Origin of the sequence: Rhizobium sp. TAL182, from assembly GCF_002117725.1 — a bacterium.
GTDB lineage: Bacteria > Pseudomonadota > Alphaproteobacteria > Rhizobiales > Rhizobiaceae > Rhizobium > Rhizobium esperanzae.
In genome coordinates, this window is the sequence record NZ_CP021024.1 from 2,438,755 (window position 1) to 2,458,321 (window position 19,567).

Consider the following 19,567-nt stretch of genomic DNA (forward strand, 5'->3'; position numbering starts at 1 on the left):
CTCACTGGAATTCGAAAATCTGCCGGAAAACACCAGGCGCGATGATCGACAGCGGATTGATCTGCAGGTTCGGCTGGTCGAACTTGCCGGTGAGCTTGAAAGTGATGCCGATCAGGCCGCGGTCGCTGCCATTGCCGAGGATCACGCCGATCAGCGGCAATTCGGCAAAGAGGCGATTAAGGCCGTAGGCCGGCATGAAGGTGCCCGTCATATCCATATTGCCCTTGCGGTCGCGCACCACGCCCTGGAAAGTCGCGCCGATTTGGTCGCCGCGCAGCACGCCGTTCTCGATACCGACCATGCCGTTGCGCGAGATGACGCGGGCAAAGCCGCGCTGGAAGCGTTGCGACGAGGTGTCGATGTCGCGTTTGACCGCCTCGTTGAGGCTTCGCTGCTCGTTGCCGACAGGTGTCGAGACGATCGAATGCAGGCGCTGTTCGTTGACGATCGAGAAGCGGCGCACATCGAGCGAGCCGTCCCATCCGCCCTGCGGCGAAAGCCGGATCGCCAAGTTGAGCAGGCCGCCCTGTATGTGCTGATAGAGATCGGCAAAACGCGATACCGCACCGGCATCGCCGCTGGTGATATTGATGACACCTCCGTCCTTCATCTGGCTGACTACGGCCTCGCCGCTGCCGGTGACGCCGGAAAAATTCAGCGTCTGCAGCTTGTCGCCGCGCAGCGACACCTGCGCCTGGAAATTGCCGATCTTCTCGTCGTTGAAGCCGACGACGTTTTTCAGCTTGGCGCGCACCGATACTCCGGTGTTATCCTCGCCGCCGTCCTCACCGCCCTCCGAGCCCGATTTTAATCGGGCGATGACCGGCCGCGCATCGGCGCTGTCGCCGGAAACGGAGACGTCGAAATTGCCCTTGCTGCGCTTGACCGACAGAGCGAAATCGTCGAGCGAGGAGAGCCTGACACTGTCGAAATCCGCCGAAATAAGGCCGGCCTTGCCGACAACAAGCGATCCGCTGGCGCCGAAGCCGTCACCCTTCAGCCGGAAATTCTTGATCTCGGCATTCTCGGGCGGGCCGGACATCTCGAATTCGGCGGAGGCGGCAATGCCGCTGCCTTTCGACCAGCCGATCCAGGGCAGGTCGAGCATCGTTTTGGTGAGGTCGAGTTGAACGTTTTGCCGGTCGTCGTCGATCCGCGTCAGCACCATCTTCAGGTTGCCCCTGACGATATCGGAAAGCCCGGGCATTACCTTGCTGCGCTGCTCATCGGAGAGCGTCGCCGTGATTACGCGCTGCCGCTGCACGCCAGACGACGCCTCGACCGGCTCGGTCAGATCGATATTGGCGGGAATGCCGTCGATTTCGCCTTTGGCGTCGAGCGTGATCTGCTTCGGATCGCCGTTCAGCATGCCGCTGACATTGCTGATCGTGCGGCCGGAAAACGGTTTGGCAAGATCGACGTCAGCGAGCTTCAGGGCGGCCTTCCACTCGGCCGGCGGCGGGTTTTGCGAAGAGAGCAGTCCGAAATGCGCCTTCACGTTCGCGTCGATATGTCCCTTGAAATCGTCGGGCGTAAAGCCGGCGCGCTGCAGCACCCGGACCGGCTTATAGGTGAGGAGTTCGCCTATGGCGTCCGCAGCACCCGATACCGCAAGATCGATATCGGCCATCAGCGGTTTGTCGTAGGCGGACGGTATGACGAACGTCCCCTGCCCGAGGCCGACGGACCGACCGGAGGGGAAATAGGACATGCCGCTCTTGATCGAAATCGTCGCAACGGCACCGGTCAGATCGAAATGCGCCGCCGTATCACGGACCGGCGGAATGTCGCCGGCGACGTTCATCCGCGCGCCGGCAATATCGAAGCCGATGCGGATCTGATTGGCGTCGAGCTTCAATCCTTTACCGCCGGCTGCCTCGTCAAGCCGGCCGAAGGGAATGAAGACTGAAATCGAAGCATCGGTGACGGTGCCGCCGAAGAGATTGCCATGCACCCAGGTGCGCACCTTGGGCGCCATCCAGAACGGCCAGAGCTGCTTGATCGCCGTCGTCTGCAGCTCTCTGGACTGGCCGGCGAAGCTGATTTCCGGTGATTTGTCACCGAGCCTGATGTGCAACGCCCCGTAAAGCGCGCCGAGCGGGCTGGAGACGGTCATGTTGGGGAACAGGAATTCCCGGCCGGCGACCATATAGCGTCCGGTCGCCTGGATGTCGAAGGCAACAGGCTGTTCGCCGGAGCCGCTCGGGGCGGCGGTGCCGCCGCTGACGAGCAGATCGATGCCGAAGCCCTTGCCGGCTTTGGGGTCGAGTTTGTCGAGATCGATCAGCGCGCCATTGAGCGGCAGCGTGGTCGCGCCGAACCGGAGATTCGATTTAGCAATCTCGACTGTCTGCTTGACGAAATCATAGGCCAGATTGATTTGCCCGCCCGACAGCTCCTGCGGATCGCCATCGGCATAGATCAGACCGGGATCGATGTCGATCGTCGCCGCGAGGGCCGGTTCGACGCCATCGCGCGTCCTCGTGGCCGACACCGTCAGGTCGGCAAAAGTGTTAAGCCCCTGCCGTATCACGCCCTGATCGTTGCGTTTCAGCGTAAACGGCGTGAGGTTCGCGTGCTTGAGCGTCGCCACCACCTTCGATACCTGGCCGTCTTCCTTCTCGGCCAGCACGTCGAGTTCCGCCACCTCGCCGTTAAGCGCAACCTCGCCTCTCAATTGCAGCGAGGATGGTCCGCCATGAGCGAACACCAGATTGTCGACGACAAGCGACAGCGGACCGTTCGCCGTATCGGCAAGCTTGATGTCGATACCGGAGATGCGCACGGAATTCGTCGAGCCGCGCGTCACGATGCTGTCGAACATGTCGAGTTGCTCGAAGATCGTCTCCATCGCCGCCGGCATGGCGTCAATGCGCAGATCGTCGAGCTTGACCGGGTTGCCGGAGGGCAGAAGCGCGGTGTCGAGTGCGATGTCCTCCGCTTCGATGTCCGCAACGGCGATACGGCCGCGGAAAAGCTGCAGCGGATCGAGACCCAGGCGCACCGAACCCGTCGTCGACAGGTGCTGGCCGCTCTTCTGATCGATCATGTTGACGTTGCGCGCTTCCAGCGCCAGCCGGAAGTCGGAGGTGAAACGGATGACGGTGGAGCCGACTTCGGCACGGTAGCGCGGCCCGGCCACGCCATCTAGCGCCGCCTGCGCCTGTTGCGACAGCGGCTTGTCGAACATGCCGCTTTCGACGGTGAAGACGATGACAGCAAGGATAAGGAGAATCAGTCCGAGAAAAACCGACGTCAGCTTCGCCGTCCGTCGCATCGGCGAACGCGGCGGCGGGCAATGAACGATGATCGGATCCTCGGCCTGAGCGGACGGCAAGCGGTCCAGCGCAACGATATCCTTCTTGCGAAACGTGACCTTTTCGCCGCGGATGGCTGACATGCGCCCTCGGGCTCTCCCTTAAATCGAAGAATTGAACCCGGCCATGCTGGACGGGTTTCCGTCCACTATATAATTCGGGGAGAGAGAGTGTCATCCACAAACCCGGCAAAAGAAAGGTTTTCCCAATGGCGGTTCCCGGCATCGGTGCCCTGGCCCCCGACTTCAACCTCCCCCGCGATGGCGGCGGCCGTGTCTCGCTATCCGATTTTCATGGCCGGCCGCTCGTTATCTTCTTCTATCCCAAGGATGATACGACGGGCTGCACCGCCGAATCGCTGGCTTTCACTGCGCTGGCGCCGGAGTTTGAAGCAGCAGGTGCCGCCGTTATCGGCATGTCGCCCGATTCGGCCGCCTGCCATGACAAATTCATCAGAAAGCACCGTCTTTCGGTCGCGCTCGCCTCGGATGAGGATAAGACGACGCTGCAGGCCTATGGCGTCTGGAAGGAAAAGAGCATGTACGGCCGCAACTTCATGGGCGTGGAGCGCACGACTTTCCTCATCCGCCAGGACGGCACGATCGCGACGATCTGGCAGAAGGTGAAGGTACAGGGCCATGCCGAGACCGTGCTCGAGGCCGTCAGGAATCTGGCCGCGTGACCGGTGATCTCGCGATAAACTCGCTGCGCGGCGGCGCTATAGACGCCATCCGCTCGGCCGACCTCGACCGCAAGACCGCCCTTGCGCAGGAAAGCGCCACCCGCTGGTTCGCCCGCCGGGTGTCGCTGCGCTCGCCGCTCGACGCAGCCCTGCCCGAGAGGCCCGGCCGTCCCGAGAAACCGGTGCTGACGCCGCCGACCCAGGTGGAAAAGCGCTCGCTGCACACGCTGAAAGGCCGGATCGCCCTCCTCCATGCCATTGCCCATATCGAGCTCAACGCCGTCGATCTCGCGCTCGATATCGTCGCGCGATTCGCGACCGAGCCGGTGCCGAATTCCTTCTTCGACGGCTGGATGCAGGTCGCCTTCGAGGAGGCGAAGCATTTCCGCATGGTGCGCGCCCGCCTGAACGATCTCGGTGCCGATTACGGCGATCTTCCCGCCCATGACGGGCTGTGGCAGGCCGCCCATTCGACGCGCAACGACCTGACGGCAAGGCTGGCGGTCGTGCCGCTGATTCTCGAAGCCCGTGGTCTCGACGTCACTCCGTCGCTGCAGGCAAAGATGCGTGAGACCGGCGATCTCGAAAGCGCGGCGGTGCTCGATGTCATTTACAACGACGAGAAAGGTCATGTCGCCGTCGGCGCCAAATGGTTCCGCTTCCTCTGCGCGCGGGAGAAACGCGATCCGGCAAAGGCCTTTCAGGAGCTGGTGCGCGCTAATTTCCGCGGGCCGCTGAAGCCGCCTTTCAACGATCTTGCCCGCGCCGAAGCCGGGTTGACGCCATCCTTCTACCGCTCCCTGGCATCGATCAGCCATGCCTGAGCTGATTGATTTTCTAACGTAAACGGCGACGACGAAAGCATTCATTAACCATAAACGTGTCTAATTTCCGAAAGAGGCGTAGAGCATCAATCGGGAGAGCCTGCGTGAACGGCGGACATCAGCACCGGGTATTCGGCAAGCGGGCGCAGGAACATATTCTGATCCTGGCAAGCGGTGACAAGGTCCGCCACATGACGGTTCGGCCGTGGATGGCAGCACTTGCCTTCTGCTTCGTCGGCGTCTTCTCGATCGGCTATCTCCTGGCGACCTCCTATCTCGTGCTGCGCGACGACCTGATCGGCGCCACCATGGCACGCCAGGCCCGCATGCAGCACGACTATGAGGACCGCATCGCCGCCCTTCGCGCCCAGGTCGATCGCATCACCTCCCGCCAGCTTCTCGATCAGCAGGTGGTGGAAGACAAGGTCGACAAGCTGATGGAGCAGCAGATGGCGCTCACCTCACGCCACGGCAAGCTCGACAATCTGCTCGACCGCGCCGAAAGCTCCGGGCTCACGGATAAGGACAGCGCGCCGTCTTCGCCTGCGCAATCCTATGCCCCCGCCATCAAGGACAAGCGCGCTTCGCTCGGCGAAAGCGGCATCGAGGCGATCGAGAAACAGCTGGCAGGCGGCGCACCGGCCGACGCCACTCCCGACAATACGACCCTCGCCTACGTGCCGGCCACCGAGACGGTCGGCGATCGCGCCGACCGCATCTTCTCCAAGGTGACGCTGTCGCTGAAGGATGTCGAACAGGACCAGCGCAACCGCGTCGAGCAGCTGACGAGCGACGCCGGCAACGCCGCCAACGCCATCGAGAGCGTGCTGACCCGGTTCAAGATCCCCATGCCCGAGACCGCTGCCAAGCAGGACTGGGATGACAGCGCCGTCGGCGGTCCCTATGTCGAGCCGGAGAGCAATGACGATTTCAACAATTCGCTGATCGCTCTCGACGGCGCGCTGACACGGCTCGAAGCTGTACGCAGCACCGCCGAATCCCTGCCCTTCCGCAACCCCGCCCTCGGCAAGGAAATGACCAGCCCCTTCGGCAACCGCCGGGATCCTTTCCTCGGCCGCCTGGCGCTGCATTCCGGCATAGACTTCCGCTTTTCGCCGGGTGAAAAGATCCGGCCGACGGCGCCCGGCAAGGTGATATCAGCCGGCTGGACAGGCGGTTACGGAAATATGGTCGAGATCGATCACGGCAACGGCATCTCGACGCGTTACGGCCACATGTCCCAGGTCCTGGTCACGGCCGGCGATACTGTCGACCGCAACGACGTCATCGGCCTTGCCGGCAGCACCGGTCGCTCGACGGGCACGCATCTGCACTATGAAGTGCGCCAGAACGGCCGTGCGGTCGATCCAGTATATTTCATGAATGCCGGCCTTAAACTCGCCACCTATATCAAGTAATACCCACCCGGTAACCAAAGCTTCACTCTGCACAGGGTGCGGCCTCTCTATTTCTTGACTTGCCGGCCATTCGGGGCTATGTCGCGCTGCATTGCGGCATGCAATCCCGCCGACTCGTTCAGAGCTCGGCCGAACCGGAACGGAAACTGTTTTCCCTTTGACGACATTCGCTGACCTTGGCTTGAGCCAAAAAGTGCTATCCGCTGTCACGGACGCGGGCTATACGATCCCCACACCTATCCAGGCGGGGGCCATTCCCTTTGCGCTCGAGCGTCGCGACATTTGCGGCATCGCGCAGACGGGCACCGGCAAAACGGCATCTTTTGTCCTGCCGATGCTGTCGCTTCTGGAAAAGGGCCGCGCCCGCGCCCGCATGCCCCGCACGCTGATCCTGGAGCCGACGCGCGAACTCGCCGCCCAGGTCGCCGAGAATTTCGAGAAATACGGTAAGAACCACCGCCTCAACGTCGCCCTGCTGATCGGCGGCGTTTCCTTCGAGGACCAGGATCGCAAGCTGGAGCGCGGCGCCGACGTGCTGATCTGCACGCCCGGTCGCCTGCTCGACCATTTCGAGCGTGGCAAGCTCTTGATGAGCGGCGTCGAAATCCTCGTCATCGACGAAGCCGACCGCATGCTCGACATGGGCTTCATTCCCGACATCGAGCGCATCGCCAAGCTCATTCCCTTCACCCGCCAGACGCTGTTCTTCTCGGCCACCATGCCGCCGGAAATTCAGAAGCTGGCCGACCGATTCCTGCAGAATCCGGAGCGCATCGAAGTGGCAAAGCCCGCTTCGGCCGCAAAGACCGTGACGCAGCGCTTCGTCGCCTCGCACAGCAAGGATTACGAGAAGCGCGCGGTTCTGCGTGAACTCGTCCGCGCCCAGACCGAACTCAAGAACGCCATCATCTTCTGCAACCGCAAGAAGGATGTCGCCGATCTCTTCCGTTCGCTCGAACGCCACGGCTTCTCCGTCGGTGCGTTGCATGGCGACATGGACCAGCGTTCCCGCACGACGATGCTGCAGAACTTCCGTGACGGCAACCTCCAGCTGCTGGTGGCCTCCGACGTTGCTGCCCGCGGTCTCGACATTCCCGATGTCAGCCACGTCTTCAATTTCGACGTGCCGATCCACTCCGAGGACTATGTCCACCGCATCGGCCGCACCGGCCGCGCCGGCCGCTCCGGCGCCGCCTTCACTCTCGTCACCAAGCGCGACACGAAATTCGTCGACGCGATCGAGAAGCTGATCGGCGAAAATGTCGAATGGCTGAATGGCGACCTGAACTCGCTGCCACCGGCGGAAGAAGGCAAGGACAGCGACCGTCCGCGCCGCAACGGACGCGAACGTGGCGACAAGGATCGCGGGCGCGGGCGCGGCAGGCACAGTGCTGCGAGTCATAAATCTGATAACGACATACAGGATAATGACGTCCAAGTGATCGCAGCAGCACCAGCAAAGGCCGAAGTCGTGAAGAACGAGCGCAAAGCAGAGCAGAAGCCGCAAAACAATGCGCGCAACAATCGGCCTTACCCGGCAAACGACGACAGCCGCGACCGCCGCCGTCATCGCGATCACGACGACGGCCCAACCCCGGTCGGCTTCGGCGACGACATCCCGGCCTTCATGCTGATCGCCGGCAGCGCCAAGGTCTGAGCATCCAATGAGCAGGCCCGGCGTCGACTTCCCGGGCCTCGGCGTCGGTTTGGTGATCCTGCGCCAAGGCAGGATCCTTCTCTATAAGCGCATGCGCCCGCCTGAAGCCGGCTACTGGAACATCGTCGGCGGCAAGGTCGATCACATGGAACCGGCTGAAGAAGCCGCGCGACGCGAAGCCGAAGAAGAAACCGGCCTCAAGATCGGTCGGATCGAACGGATCGGCGTGACCGAACAGATCATCGATGCCGACCGCCAGCACTGGATCTCCATCCTTTATCTCGCCCACGACATTGGCGGCGAGCCGCAATTGACAGAACCGGACAAGCTTTCCGATTTCGGCTGGTTTGCCCTGACGGATTTGCCCACGCCGCTGTCGGCCTTCACCAGGGCGGCGATAGCAGCCTTGCCGACTGCCGAACGCGGTTAGAGCCTTTCCTGGTTAGATTGAAGCATTCTGTTGGCTCAAACGGAGTCGGATGGTCGACCGGCCGGCGCGCGTCGTAGCCCGGTTCTACGGCCAAGCCGGCCGGTCGATCAGCCGGCCCATTTCAGCCAACCCTCCCGCAGATTTGCCAGGCAAATCTGCAAGACTCAAAAGCGCCGGACGCACTGATCGCTTCGCCGCGGCGAAGCGGTGCGGCCGGTGGGCCGGGCATCCTTCCGCCAGGATCAAAGGCGATCGGCTCGGACGTACTTGGGGGTATGCCCATCGCCAATCGCCTCTGCCCTAACGAAAACCTGCTCCGGCAGAATGCTTCAATCTAACCAGGAAAGGCTCTAATCCTCTGCGCGCAGCGCCGCCTCATAGGCAAGCCTTACCCATTTCGCCATCAGATCGGGATCGTCGTAGGCCTCTTCGGGGATCGACCAGTAGGGCATTTTCACCGGTTTACCCTTCTTGCCCTCATAGGCCCATTGCGTGGCGCCGGCGGCGGCAAATTCCGGAGCGCTTTTCTCATCGGCCTTCAGCAGCATCTCGTCGCGCACTTCGACGGCGACGATGCGCCCGAGATGATAAATGCCCTTGCCGCCGAACATGCGCTTGATCGTGACGGGGCCGAGCCCCTGAAACATTTCCTCGATCCCGGCATTATCCATTCTCTGTTTCCTCGCATCCCCGCCAGCCGCATTACAGCGTGTGATAATCCCGATTCATATAGATGAGCGCCGGGTGCTTCTCGCTGAAGCGGACGGCGGCAACCTCACCGAAGATGACATTGTGCGTCGGCATTTCCTTGATGTCTGTCACCCGGCAATCGAAGGCCGCGAGCGCATCGGCAAGAACGGGGGCGCCGGTGACGAGCGTATCGAACCGGCCGCTGGCGAAGCGCTCGTCATTGGCAATCGCGGTGCGCCCGGAGAAAGCGTCGGCGACGCCCTGGTGGTGGGCGCCGAGCGTGTTGAGCACGAAGATGCCGCTTCGGAAAAAGATCTCGTTCTTCGGATTGGTGTTGTTGAGGCAGATCAGCACCGAAGCCGGATTGTCCGAGACCGAGCAGGCGGCGGTGATGGTCACGCCGCGGCGCAGACCTTCCATCGCCGTCGTCACGAGCTGCACATGACCGGCATAACGGCTCATGGCATCGCGATAAAGGCCGGGGTCGATATGCTGCCTGTTCAACACGTGCTTCTCCCGCGCGCTCTTCTGCCTGCGTCGTTCCTTAAATCGGGATCGATTTAGGAGAACTATGCAGCAATTCAAAATGCTACAGTGTCCTTTGCGCGACTGAAATGACGTCCGACACCGTAGTTCGACTTGCTATCGCGCCAATATGGCGAGCATCGGTTACCTTTTCTACAATAGGACCGGTGAAAAGCGTCGGGTTCGGCTTGTTTTTCTTTGACGATTGCGGCCTTGCGGATAAAAGGGCATGGACGATGGCTAGGGATCTTCGCCTTTCATGATCAACCTGCGTGGCATAGCAGCCTTTCTGACGCTGCTCGGAACGGCGGCGCAAGGCCATGCGGCCGGCGTGACGATCGGCGTCGTCGCCCCGCAGGGCGGGCCGCTCGGCCTCCTCGGCGCGCAGATCGCTGCCGGCGCCGGTTTCGAGATCCAGCAGTCCGGTAATACACTCGTCGCCGTCAACGAGACCTGCGAGGACAATAGCGGCGCGGCGGTCGCCGATGCGCTCGTCAATGCCAAGGTTCAGATCGCAATCGGTTTTCTCTGCAGTGAGACGCTGGAAGGCGCACTGCCGAAGCTGAAGGACGCCAATATTCCCGCGATCACCGTTTCGGCACGTTCGCGCATTCTGATGGAGGATGCGCTGAAAAACGGCTGGCCGCTCTTCCGCTTGGCACCGGCCGATGGCACTGAGGCAGCAAAGATCATCGAGGTGATCCTCAAGGACTGGGCAGCCGACCCGATCGCGCTGATCGAGGACGGCACCATTCATGGCCGCGAACTGACGGAAGCTGTGCGCAATGCGCTGGAGCAGAACGGCCTGAAGCCGGTTTTCACCGATACCTACCGGCCGGGACAGGAGCAGCAGATCGCTCTGGTGCGCCGCCTGAAACGGGCCGGCGCCACAAGGGTCTTCGTTGGCGGCGATCGCAACGATGTTGCCGTCATGGCCCGCGACGCCAAGGCGGAAAACATTCCGCTGTCGATCCTCGGCGGCGATGCCATGCGCGCCGCCGATCAGCCGCTGCCGCTCACTCCCGGCGTGCGTGCCGTCGCCCTGCCCGAATATGCGCTTTTATCGGAAGGCGCGCCGGCGGCCGGCGCTTTGCGCGCCAAGGGCACCGAGCCTGAAGGTTATGTCCTGCCATCCCTGGCGGCGGCCCTGATTGCCGGCCGGGCGGCCGAAGCCGCCGCTGCCGCCGGCAAGCCGCTGCGGGAGACACTTGTCGGCACGACGTTCCAGACACCGATCGGCGCCGTCGCCTTCACCGGCGCGCATGAGCTTTCGCAAAACCCCTACCGCCTGCTCGAATGGCGGGGCAATGGCTTTTTTCCACCTGCTGCGCCGACGCAATGAGCGGCTGCCAGCCCTGAATTTCGGCGCCGTGCGCAAGTGGCGCCCATACGGGAGTAAGACTTGATGACGCTGCCCATTCGCATTGCCCCTTCGATCCTCGCGGCGGATTTCGCCAGGCTCGGCGAGGAGGTGCGCGACGTCACCGCCGCCGGCGCCGATTGGATCCACCTCGACGTGATGGATGGGCATTTCGTGCCGAACATCTCCTTCGGTCCCGATGTCATCAAGTCACTGCGTTCCTACACTTCAGCCACTTTCGACTGCCATTTGATGATCTCTCCGGTCGATGATTATCTCGAAGCCTTCGCCAAGGCCGGCTGCGACCGCATCACCGTCCACACCGAATCCGGGCCACATCTGCACCGCTCGCTGCAGACCATCCGCAATCTCGGCAAGAAGGTCGGCGTGACGATCAATCCGGCGACGCCGCTGAGCGCCATCGAGAACGTGCTCGACGACGTCGACCTCATCCTCATCATGTCGGTCAATCCCGGTTTCGGCGGACAGAAATTCATTCCCGCAATGACGGCCAAGATCGCCGCGGCAAAGTCTCTGATCGGTGACCGGCCGATCGAACTCGAGGTCGACGGCGGCGTCACCGTGGAAACGGCGCCTGATATCGCGCGAGCCGGCGGCAACGTGCTCGTCGCCGGCTCGGCAATTTTCAAGGGTGGTACGGTCGACAGCTACCGTAGGACCGTCGCCGAATTGCGTCAGGCAGCCGAAGGGGCACGAACATGAAGAAGTGTCTGATCATTGGCGGCATGCTTGCCGCCGCATTGGCCGGCCTGCCCGGCTTGTCGCTGGCCGGCGACATTGCCAGCATCCAGCCAATCGGTTTTTCCGCCGACGGCAAGATCTTTGCATTTCAGGAATTCGGCATCAAGGAAAGCGGCAGCGTCCCCTATTCCGAAACCTACTTCATCAATACCGACAGCGGCCAATATCTCGAAGGCACCCCCTTCCGCACCGAACTGACGGATAAGGACGCCAATCTTTCCAAGGCCCGCCGCCAGAATCTGACGGCGGCGCGCAGTCAGATGGATAAGTACGACCTTCTGACAAATCCGGGTCTGATTGCCGCCTTCAACCCGCCAACCGAGCTCGGTTCGCCCTCGAAGACGCTTCGCTACACCACACTTGCGATCGATGGACCGCCGAAGACGCCCTATACGCTCTCACTCGGCGAGATGCCGGTGCCGACGCCGAAGGAATGCGCAACGGTCGACAAGCGGATCCTTGGCTTCAGCCTGCAGATGATCGAGAAGGAAGGTGTCCCGAACCGTCAGGCGGCGCGGCATGCAACAGCTGTTCCGGCCGAGCGCACATGCTCGGTCGAATTCAGGATCGGCGGCGCGGTGGTCTACCAGCCGGAGGGCGGAAATCAAATTCACATTGCACTCGTCCTCGCCTTCGATGCTGAGAGGAACGGACGCTGGATCGCCGTCCCGGTCCATCCCTGAGCATGGATCGCCCCAGGACGGATCGTCTAAGGGCGGCAAAGCCGCCCTCCTCCGATCTCTTTGCCGGCGCACTGCTCTGGGGCGTGCAGATGCTGGCCGCCGCGATGCTCGGCCTGTACCTCCGCAACGGCCTCGAGACGAGCCGGCTCGCCGAGCTGGCGGCACTCTATTTTCTCGGCGGCCTGCTCTCCTGGCCCTTCGCCCTGCCGGTCGCTCGCTTTTTTGCCTATAACAGACCGCCGGAAGCGCGGTTCGCCGCCTTTTTCGTGACGCTGACGGCAGCCACGATCCTGATGACCGCCTTTCTCTTCGCCATGGAATACCGGATCTTCTATTCGCGCTGGCACGCGCCCTTCGGCAGCGTCGCCTGGGCCTTCCAGTTCGTCTTTACCGGCATCAGCGCCGTCTACCAGTTCCTGGTGATCGGCCTTCGCCTTTTCCTGCCGCTTGGCCTCGTCTGCCTTGTCGTCAGCAGCTATCATCTTGCCAAACGCATGCGTTGAGATTGCCGCCCGTCTTTGCTACAGGGGCGCTGAAGCAATTTCAGCAAAAGTGTTCAGCGGTTTTGCGCCCGAAATTGCGCAAAAACAAAACATCGATGCTTAACCTCTTGAAGTGAAGGCAGCCGCCCATGATCCCGCGTTATTCCCGGCCCGAAATGGTCGCCATCTGGTCTCCCGAAACCAAGTTCCGCATCTGGTTCGAGATCGAGGCGCATGCCTGCGACGCGCTGTCCGAACTCGGCGTCATCCCGAAATCGGCAGCGAAGACCATCTGGGAAAAGGGCGGTGCGGCCACCTTCGACGTCGCCCGGATCGACGAGATCGAGGCTGTCACCAAGCATGACGTCATCGCCTTCCTGACCCATCTCGCCGAGATCGTCGGCCCGGATGCGCGCTTCGTCCACCAGGGCATGACCTCGTCAGACGTGCTCGACACCTGCTTCAACGTCCAGCTGGTGCGCGCCACCGATATTCTGATTGCCGATCTCGACCGGCTGCTGGCAGCGCTGAAAACCCGCGCCTTCGAACACAAGGACACCGTCACCATCGGTCGCTCGCACGGCATCCATGCCGAGCCTACCACCTTCGGCGTCAAGCTGGCGCTCGCCTATGCAGAATTCGAGCGCTGCCGCCAGCGCCTCGTCGCCGCCCGCGAGGAAGTCGCGACCTGCGCCATCTCCGGCGCCGTCGGCACCTTCGCCAATATCGATCCGCGCGTCGAGGAACATGTCGCCGAGGCGCTCGGCCTGAAGGCCGAGCCGGTCTCGACCCAGGTCATCCCGCGCGACCGCCACGCCATGTATTTCGCCACCCTCGGCGTCGTTGCCTCGTCGATCGAGCGGCTCGCAACCGAGATCCGCCACCTGCAGCGCACCGAGGTTCTGGAAGCCGAAGAATATTTCTCGCCCGGCCAGAAGGGCTCCTCGGCCATGCCGCACAAGCGCAACCCGGTTCTCACCGAGAACCTCACCGGCCTCGCCCGCATGGTCCGCTCCTACGCCATGCCGGCCATGGAAAACGTAGCCCTCTGGCACGAGCGCGATATCTCTCACTCCTCGGTCGAGCGCATGATCGGCCCCGACGCTACCGTCACCCTCGATTTCGCCCTCTCACGTCTGGCCGGCGTCATCGAAAAGCTGTTGGTCTACCCGGAGAACATGGAGAAGAACCTCAACAAGTTCCGCGGCCTCGTCCACTCCCAACGCGTCCTCCTGGCGCTGACCCAGGCTGGCACCTCCCGCGAGGACGCCTACCGCCTGGTGCAGCGCAACGCCATGAAGGTCTGGGAACAGGGCAAGGATTTTCTGGAAGAGCTGCTGGCGGATGCGGAGGTCCGCGCTGCGCTATCCGAGGAGGATATTCGCGAGAAGTTCGACCTTGGCTATCACACCAAGCACGTCGATACGATCTTCCGGCGGGTGTTTGGAGCTGTATAAGGATTCTTTTCTACGTCATGGCGGCGCCTTCCGGCGCCGTTGTCTCCTGTGCGGCCTACCCGACGCTCCGTCTTAGCCGCAGCCTGATCATGACCGGGAAGTAGATGCATGTCGCAAGGAGAGAAGGAGCGGACACAATCAGGATAATCTCCAATATTGTCATGTCCTTCCGTGTGAGATCATTTATCCCGCCGCGCATCAAAAAGAACGACGCAACGATTAACACCAACGTTGCGATAAAGATGATGGATCCCCACAAAAATGGCCGTGAATTTACTGCGGCATATTTAATGCGATAAAAAACAAACAATAAAAAAACGATCGGCAGCGAAAGAAAAAACTTCGCGAACAGCAGACCAAGGCCTAGATCACTGAAGAAAAATGGCAAATGGCCCAATGGCAGCCCTATGAGATAGGCCTGAAAAAACAATTCGACCTGCGGTTCTCTGAGAAAGGAATCGCGCATTTCCCCCTGCAAAACAGCTTTAGACCCGACATGCGTTATAAAGCATATTGCGGAATTCAGCTCTTCTCAAGCGGTCGTTGCTTCATCTTCGAGCCCTTAGCATTCGCCGATCGCTTACGCGCATCGGTCTTTTTCGGCGCAGCGGCTTCCGCGGTCTCCGCAGTACTGCAAGCCTCCGTCTCGCCCCTGCCCTTGGCAGCCTTGGCGACCAGCTGGTCGAGATGTTTCAGCTCCTCCTCGTCGAGATTTTCGATGCCGATGAAGCGGTTCTCCGCATGGCTGGTCAGAATGATTTCGTTGAGTTTGGCCTGGATTGCCCGGGTGTCGCGCGTCTGGGCGTTCTGCAGCACGAAGACCATCAGAAAGGTGATGATGGTCGTACCCGTGTTGATGATGAGCTGCCAGGTTTCCGAATAGTTGAAGAAGGGGCCGAGCAAGGCCCAGATAATGACGACGCACAGCGCCAGGATGAAGATGACGGGCTTACCCGCCCATTCCGATGTCTTGGTTGCGAAGCGGGCAAACAGATGCGTCATCGTCACCTCTGAACTCTCTCCTCGGAGTCTCGGGAGCATGATGTTGCTACAATCATGCTCTCGCAAAAAACTCCGAGGCAGGTTCGAGGTTCCCGAAAATCGGGGATCGCACGGTATCAAGGTTTTCCGCGGGCAGGATCGAAGCTATACAGCTTCCCGCGCAATCAGCTTGCGGTAGAGATGCCAGGTCGCGTGGCCGAGGATCGGGATGACGAGCGCGAGTCCGGCAAAGACCGGGATGGTGCCGACGACGAGGAGCGCTGCGACGATCAGGCCCCAGAGCAGCACCGGCACCGGATTGATGACCGTCGCACGGATCGAGGTCACGACGGCGGCGACCGCCCCGATATCACGATCGAGCAGCAGCGGGAAGGTGATGACTGAAATCGCCAGCACGACCAGCGCGAAACCGAATCCGATGAGATTGCCCCAGACGATCAGCTGTAGGCCTTGCGCCGTGCCGAAAACCTGGCGGGTGAAGTCCGTCATGGTGCGCGGAAACACTTCGCCGAGAAGATTGGCGTACAGCGTCTGTGCCGTCACCAGCCAGACGACGAACAGGCCAAAGAGCATCAGCCCGACCGCGATGATCGAAGGCAGCGCCGGCGAATGGCGCACCTCGAGCGCATGCGTCCATGACGTATCGAGGCCTTCCTCGCGCCGGCGGCTGATCTCATAAAGACCGATCGCCGCAATCGGGCCGATGAGCACGAAACCGGACATCAGCGGGAAGACCATTGGCAGAAGATTGGCGCCGGAGGTCCACAGCGTCAGGAAGACGCCGGCAATCGGATACATCAGGCACAGGAACACGTAATGGGAAGGCTTCTCACTGAAATCGTCGAGCCCGCGCTTGAGCGCATCGAAGACGTCGGCGATGCCGATGCGATTGACCACGGGCCGCGCCAGGTTTTCACTGGCACCCGTCATGACATGAAATGCCGCCATGGCTTTCTCCTCCTCAGCCGAGACTTGGTCGGCTGCGGACATGCATCGGCGGGTAAGCCGATACGAAATCCGCAACCGGCACTGGAGTAACATAACAAATTTCAGCGCCCGTGTCGCTCCCTTGCCGCCCCCTCTTGACATCTTGGTCAAGCCTTCTCACATCGGCGGCACTATGAAAGCCTCAGACGCAGATATTCTCATCATCCCCGGCTACACCAATTCCGGCCCCGGCCACTGGCAGAGCCGCTGGCAGGCGAAGCTCAGCACAGCGCGGCGCGTCGAACAGGCCGAATGGACGAAGCCGGTCCGCGAGGACTGGATTGCCCGCATCGCCGAAGAGGTGAACGCCTCGACCCGCCCGGTCGTGCTCGTCGCCCATTCGCTCGGCGTGCCCTCGGCGATCCATGCCATCCCGCATTTCCGCAAACGGGTGGCAGGCGCTTTCCTTGTCGCTCCGCCTGAAGTCACCAATCCCGACATTCGCCCCAAGCACCTGATGACCTTCGGGCCCTATCCGCGCGACCCGCTGCCCTTCCCTTCGATCACCGTCGCCAGCCGCAACGATCCGTTCGGCAGCTACGACCATGCCGACGATATCGCCAGCAGCTGGGGTTCCTTCCTCGTCGATGCCGGCGAGGCGGGGCATATCAATGCTGAGTCCGGGCACGGCCCGTGGCCCGAAGGAACAATGGTCTTCGCCCAATTCCTCAGCCGCCTCTCTGCCTGATTTGGAACCCCCGACCCTCGCCATTTCAGCGACCGCTTTCTAAGCATTTCTTAATAGAAAGCCCCCAGACTGCGCCGAGATGAAATCAGCGAGAATGCCCGTGAAGAAAGCCCGCCCGGAGGCCGACAAACCGCATGGCGATCTCGCAGCGGCTGAGGCTGGCGTCGGTAACGGGTCGACCGACGATTCCGATCTGGCCGAGCGCGAGAGCCGCTGGAACCATGCGCTTGTTGGTTCCGGCCTCGGTGTATGGGATCACAATTACCGTCTCGACCGGAAATATTATTCGCCGACGTGGAAAATCATCCGCGGAATGGCGCCGGACGAGGAGGTCGCCGGCGACTACGAGGCTTGGCTGCAACTCGTCCATCCCGACGACCGCGACTTCGTCGCTCATGCGATCGAGCGGCAGAATGCCGGCGATCCGGATTATCAGATCTTCCAATATCGTGAACGCCACAGGGACGGCCACTGGGTCTGGATCGACTGCCGTGGCGCCTGCGTCGAATGGGATGAGAACGGGGTACCGACGCGCATCGTCGGCACGGATATCGATATCACCGCCCGCAAGGAAGCCGAGGAGACGCTGTCGCGCCTGTCACGCCGGCTCGACCTGGCGCTGGAAATTTCCCGCATCGGCGTCTTCGAGGCCGACATCGAAAACGACAGCGTCGAATGGGACGATCGCCTGATTGCCATTTACGGCTTGCAGGGTGCGGCGCGCAAGATCGGCGGCGAGGCCTGGGCCGAAAGCCTGCATCCGGACGACCGCGAACGCGTGCTCGGGCTGGCCGACCGCAGCGTCGAAAGCGGCAGCGACTTTCAGCAGGAATACCGCATCATCCGCGGCGACGGTGTCGAACGCATCATCCGTGCCCGCTCGGCCTTCTTCGTCGACGGCAACGGCCAGCGCAAGCTGATCGGCGCCAATTGGGACGTCACCGAGGAGGTCGCGCTTCGCAACGAGCTGCAGCGTGCCAAAGAACTGGCGGAAGCCCGCAACCGCGAACTCGAAGCCGCCAAGGAAAGCATCGAACACCTGGCGCTGCACGATTACCTCACCGGCCTGCCGAACCGCCGCTATCTCGACAAGATGCTCGACGACGGCGCGGCGCAATGCCGGGCTAAAGGCCTAGCTTTGGCGGTTCTGCATATCGATCTCGACCGCTTCAAGCAGATCAACGATACCCTCGGCCATCGGGCGGGCGACGCCATGCTGCAGCACACCGCAAATGTGCTCAGACATTCCGTCCGCGCGGCCGATTTCGTCGCCCGTATCGGCGGTGACGAATTTGTCATCCTCTGCGCCGTCGATGCTGGATCGAAGAAGATCGCCAGCCTGGCCGAACGCCTGATCCGAGAATTGCGCCGACCCGTCAGATATGAGGGGCATGACTGCCGTTTCGGCGCCAGCATCGGCATCGCGGTCAATGGCGGCGCCAAGCTCGACGCCAAGCAGACGCTGCTCGACGCCGACATCGCACTCTATCGCGCCAAAGGTCTCGGCCGAAACCGTTTCGAATTCTTCTCGGCATCGGCCCGCAACGATATCGTCTCTGCCAAGCAGCTCGCCGATGAAATCCTGATCGGCCTGGAGCGCAATGAATTCGTGCCGTTCTATCAATTACAGTTCGACGCCCGCACGCTCGATGTCACAGGCGTCGAGACGCTCGCACGGTGGCAACATCCCGTGCACGGCCTGCTGACGCCAGACCGCTTTCTCGATATCGCCGAGGATCTCGACGTCGTCTCGACGATCGACGCCTTGATCCTCGAGCGCGCGCTGGCGGACCGCCGTGCCTGGATCAAGGATGGCCTGTCGATCCCGAAAGTATCGGTCAACGTTTCCGCCCGGCGGCTGACCGATCCCGATCTTGGCAAGAAGCTCCGCGCCCTGAAGATCGAGCCCGGCGCGATCGCCTTCGAACTGCTGGAATCGATCCCGCTCGATGATTGCGACAAGGTGGTGGCGGCCAATTTGAAAAAGATCCGCAAGCTCGGCATCGACATTCACATCGACGACTTCGGCACCGGCCACGCCTCGATCGTCAGCCTTCTGCGCCTGAGCCCGAACACGCTGAAGATTGATCGCGAGCTGATCCGCATGCTGCCGCAGTCGGCCGAGCAGCGTAAACTCGTCGGCTCGATCATCGATATCGGGCGCTCGCTCAATATTCTCGTCATTGCCGAGGGCGTCGAAACGGCTGATCATGTGCGCATTCTGGAGCAACTCGGCTGCGACACGCTGCAGGGCTATGCGCTCGCCCGGCCGATGCCGGCCATGCAGATCCCCTCCTTCATTCGCGTCGGAAGCTGGCGACACGGGCTGACCGCCGCGCGCGGCTTGCAGACGCATCTTCTCCGCGCGACGCCAAGCAGAACCGCCAAATAAAACCTGTATAAGCGGCCCGCCATTTCGCCTTCATTCCACCGTAGAGAAAAAGCCGCTAGACTCGTAACGCGAATTCATTCGATTCTCTTGGCGCTATTCCGTAAAATCCGGAAACAGGGCCATGAAATCCGGGAACCGGGCCACGAAATCCGGAAACCGGGGAAGGAGCGACAGGCGGATTGTGAAACACTCTCTTTTCCTTTAAGGGGAC

18 protein-coding genes are annotated in these 19,567 nt (G+C 61.7%); 12 read left to right on the forward strand and 6 right to left on the reverse strand.

Going from position 1 to position 19,567, the window contains the following annotated elements; all coding sequences use genetic code 11:
- Position 1 precedes the first annotated feature (1 nt).
- Complete coding sequence (locus Tal182_RS12260; RefSeq protein ID WP_085859591.1) at positions 2-3,400, reverse strand: AsmA-like C-terminal domain-containing protein; 3,399 nt, start codon at positions 3,398-3,400, stop codon at positions 2-4.
- A gap of 125 nt (positions 3,401-3,525) precedes the next feature.
- Here Tal182_RS12260 and Tal182_RS12265 point away from each other — a divergent pair, with 125 nt between their 5' ends.
- The 5 genes from Tal182_RS12265 (at position 3,526) to Tal182_RS12285 (ending at position 8,328) form a co-directional block, all read left to right on the forward strand.
- Complete coding sequence (locus tag Tal182_RS12265; protein WP_064802838.1) at positions 3,526-3,999, forward strand: peroxiredoxin; 474 nt, start codon at positions 3,526-3,528, stop codon at positions 3,997-3,999.
- The gene (locus Tal182_RS12270) at positions 3,996-4,823 is read left to right on the forward strand and encodes a ferritin-like domain-containing protein (RefSeq protein ID WP_085859592.1); all 828 of its coding nucleotides are present in this window, start codon (positions 3,996-3,998) and stop codon (positions 4,821-4,823) included. Before Tal182_RS12265 ends, Tal182_RS12270 begins: the two co-directional genes overlap by 4 nt.
- 104 nt (positions 4,824-4,927) lie before the next feature.
- Positions 4,928-6,241 (forward strand): peptidoglycan DD-metalloendopeptidase family protein, encoded by a 1,314-nt coding sequence (locus tag Tal182_RS12275; protein ID WP_085859593.1) that lies wholly within the window; start codon positions 4,928-4,930, stop codon positions 6,239-6,241.
- A gap of 157 nt (positions 6,242-6,398) precedes the next feature.
- Positions 6,399-7,898, forward strand: coding sequence for a DEAD/DEAH box helicase (locus Tal182_RS12280; protein ID WP_064810468.1), 1,500 nt, complete (start codon positions 6,399-6,401; stop codon positions 7,896-7,898).
- A 7-nt stretch (positions 7,899-7,905) separates the two neighbouring features.
- On the forward strand, positions 7,906-8,328 hold the full coding sequence (locus Tal182_RS12285; RefSeq protein ID WP_064810469.1) for an NUDIX domain-containing protein: 423 nt from the start codon (positions 7,906-7,908) through the stop codon (positions 8,326-8,328).
- 350 nt (positions 8,329-8,678) lie between these two features.
- Here Tal182_RS12285 and Tal182_RS12300 read toward each other — a convergent pair whose 3' ends face one another.
- Complete coding sequence (locus tag Tal182_RS12300; protein WP_064802848.1) at positions 8,679-8,999, reverse strand: TfoX/Sxy family protein; 321 nt, start codon at positions 8,997-8,999, stop codon at positions 8,679-8,681.
- A 31-nt stretch (positions 9,000-9,030) separates the two neighbouring features.
- Complete coding sequence (locus tag Tal182_RS12305; protein WP_085859594.1) at positions 9,031-9,525, reverse strand: flavin reductase; 495 nt, start codon at positions 9,523-9,525, stop codon at positions 9,031-9,033.
- Positions 9,526-9,802: 277 nt separating this feature from the next.
- Here Tal182_RS12305 and Tal182_RS12310 point away from each other — a divergent pair, with 277 nt between their 5' ends.
- From Tal182_RS12310 to purB, 5 genes are all read left to right on the forward strand, one after another.
- Complete coding sequence (locus tag Tal182_RS12310; RefSeq protein ID WP_085859595.1) at positions 9,803-10,885, forward strand: ABC transporter substrate-binding protein; 1,083 nt, start codon at positions 9,803-9,805, stop codon at positions 10,883-10,885.
- A gap of 63 nt (positions 10,886-10,948) precedes the next feature.
- Entirely contained in the window at positions 10,949-11,626 is a 678-nt protein-coding gene (gene rpe, locus Tal182_RS12315; RefSeq protein ID WP_064802854.1) for a ribulose-phosphate 3-epimerase, read from the forward strand.
- Positions 11,623-12,348 carry a DUF2259 domain-containing protein gene (locus tag Tal182_RS12320; RefSeq protein ID WP_085859596.1) on the forward strand — a complete coding sequence of 242 codons (726 nt, stop codon included), beginning with the start codon at positions 11,623-11,625 and terminating at the stop codon, positions 12,346-12,348. The genes rpe and Tal182_RS12320 overlap by 4 nt, the downstream gene beginning before the upstream one ends.
- Positions 12,349-12,350: 2 nt before the next feature.
- The gene (locus Tal182_RS12325) at positions 12,351-12,851 is read left to right on the forward strand and encodes a hypothetical protein (RefSeq protein ID WP_064810471.1); all 501 of its coding nucleotides are present in this window, start codon (positions 12,351-12,353) and stop codon (positions 12,849-12,851) included.
- Positions 12,852-12,979: 128 nt separating this feature from the next.
- Complete coding sequence (purB, locus tag Tal182_RS12330; RefSeq protein WP_085859597.1) at positions 12,980-14,287, forward strand: adenylosuccinate lyase; 1,308 nt, start codon at positions 12,980-12,982, stop codon at positions 14,285-14,287.
- Between the two features lie 55 nt (positions 14,288-14,342).
- On the opposite strand, the gene Tal182_RS12335 is transcribed toward purB, so the two are convergent.
- From Tal182_RS12335 to Tal182_RS12345, 3 genes are all read right to left on the reverse strand, one after another.
- Positions 14,343-14,753 (reverse strand): hypothetical protein, encoded by a 411-nt coding sequence (locus Tal182_RS12335; RefSeq protein WP_085859598.1) that lies wholly within the window; start codon positions 14,751-14,753, stop codon positions 14,343-14,345.
- A gap of 56 nt (positions 14,754-14,809) precedes the next feature.
- Entirely contained in the window at positions 14,810-15,289 is a 480-nt protein-coding gene (locus Tal182_RS12340) for a low affinity iron permease family protein (RefSeq protein WP_085859599.1), read from the reverse strand.
- A 144-nt stretch (positions 15,290-15,433) separates the two neighbouring features.
- On the reverse strand, positions 15,434-16,237 hold the full coding sequence (locus Tal182_RS12345) for a DUF2189 domain-containing protein (RefSeq protein ID WP_064802864.1): 804 nt from the start codon (positions 16,235-16,237) through the stop codon (positions 15,434-15,436).
- Between the two features lie 172 nt (positions 16,238-16,409).
- Here Tal182_RS12345 and Tal182_RS12350 point away from each other — a divergent pair, with 172 nt between their 5' ends.
- A complete protein-coding gene (locus Tal182_RS12350) occupies positions 16,410-16,964 on the forward strand; it encodes an alpha/beta hydrolase (protein WP_064802867.1) in 555 nt (184 codons plus the stop codon).
- A gap of 94 nt (positions 16,965-17,058) precedes the next feature.
- A complete protein-coding gene (locus tag Tal182_RS12355; protein ID WP_085859600.1) occupies positions 17,059-19,356 on the forward strand; it encodes an EAL domain-containing protein in 2,298 nt (765 codons plus the stop codon).
- Positions 19,357-19,567 lie beyond the last annotated feature (211 nt).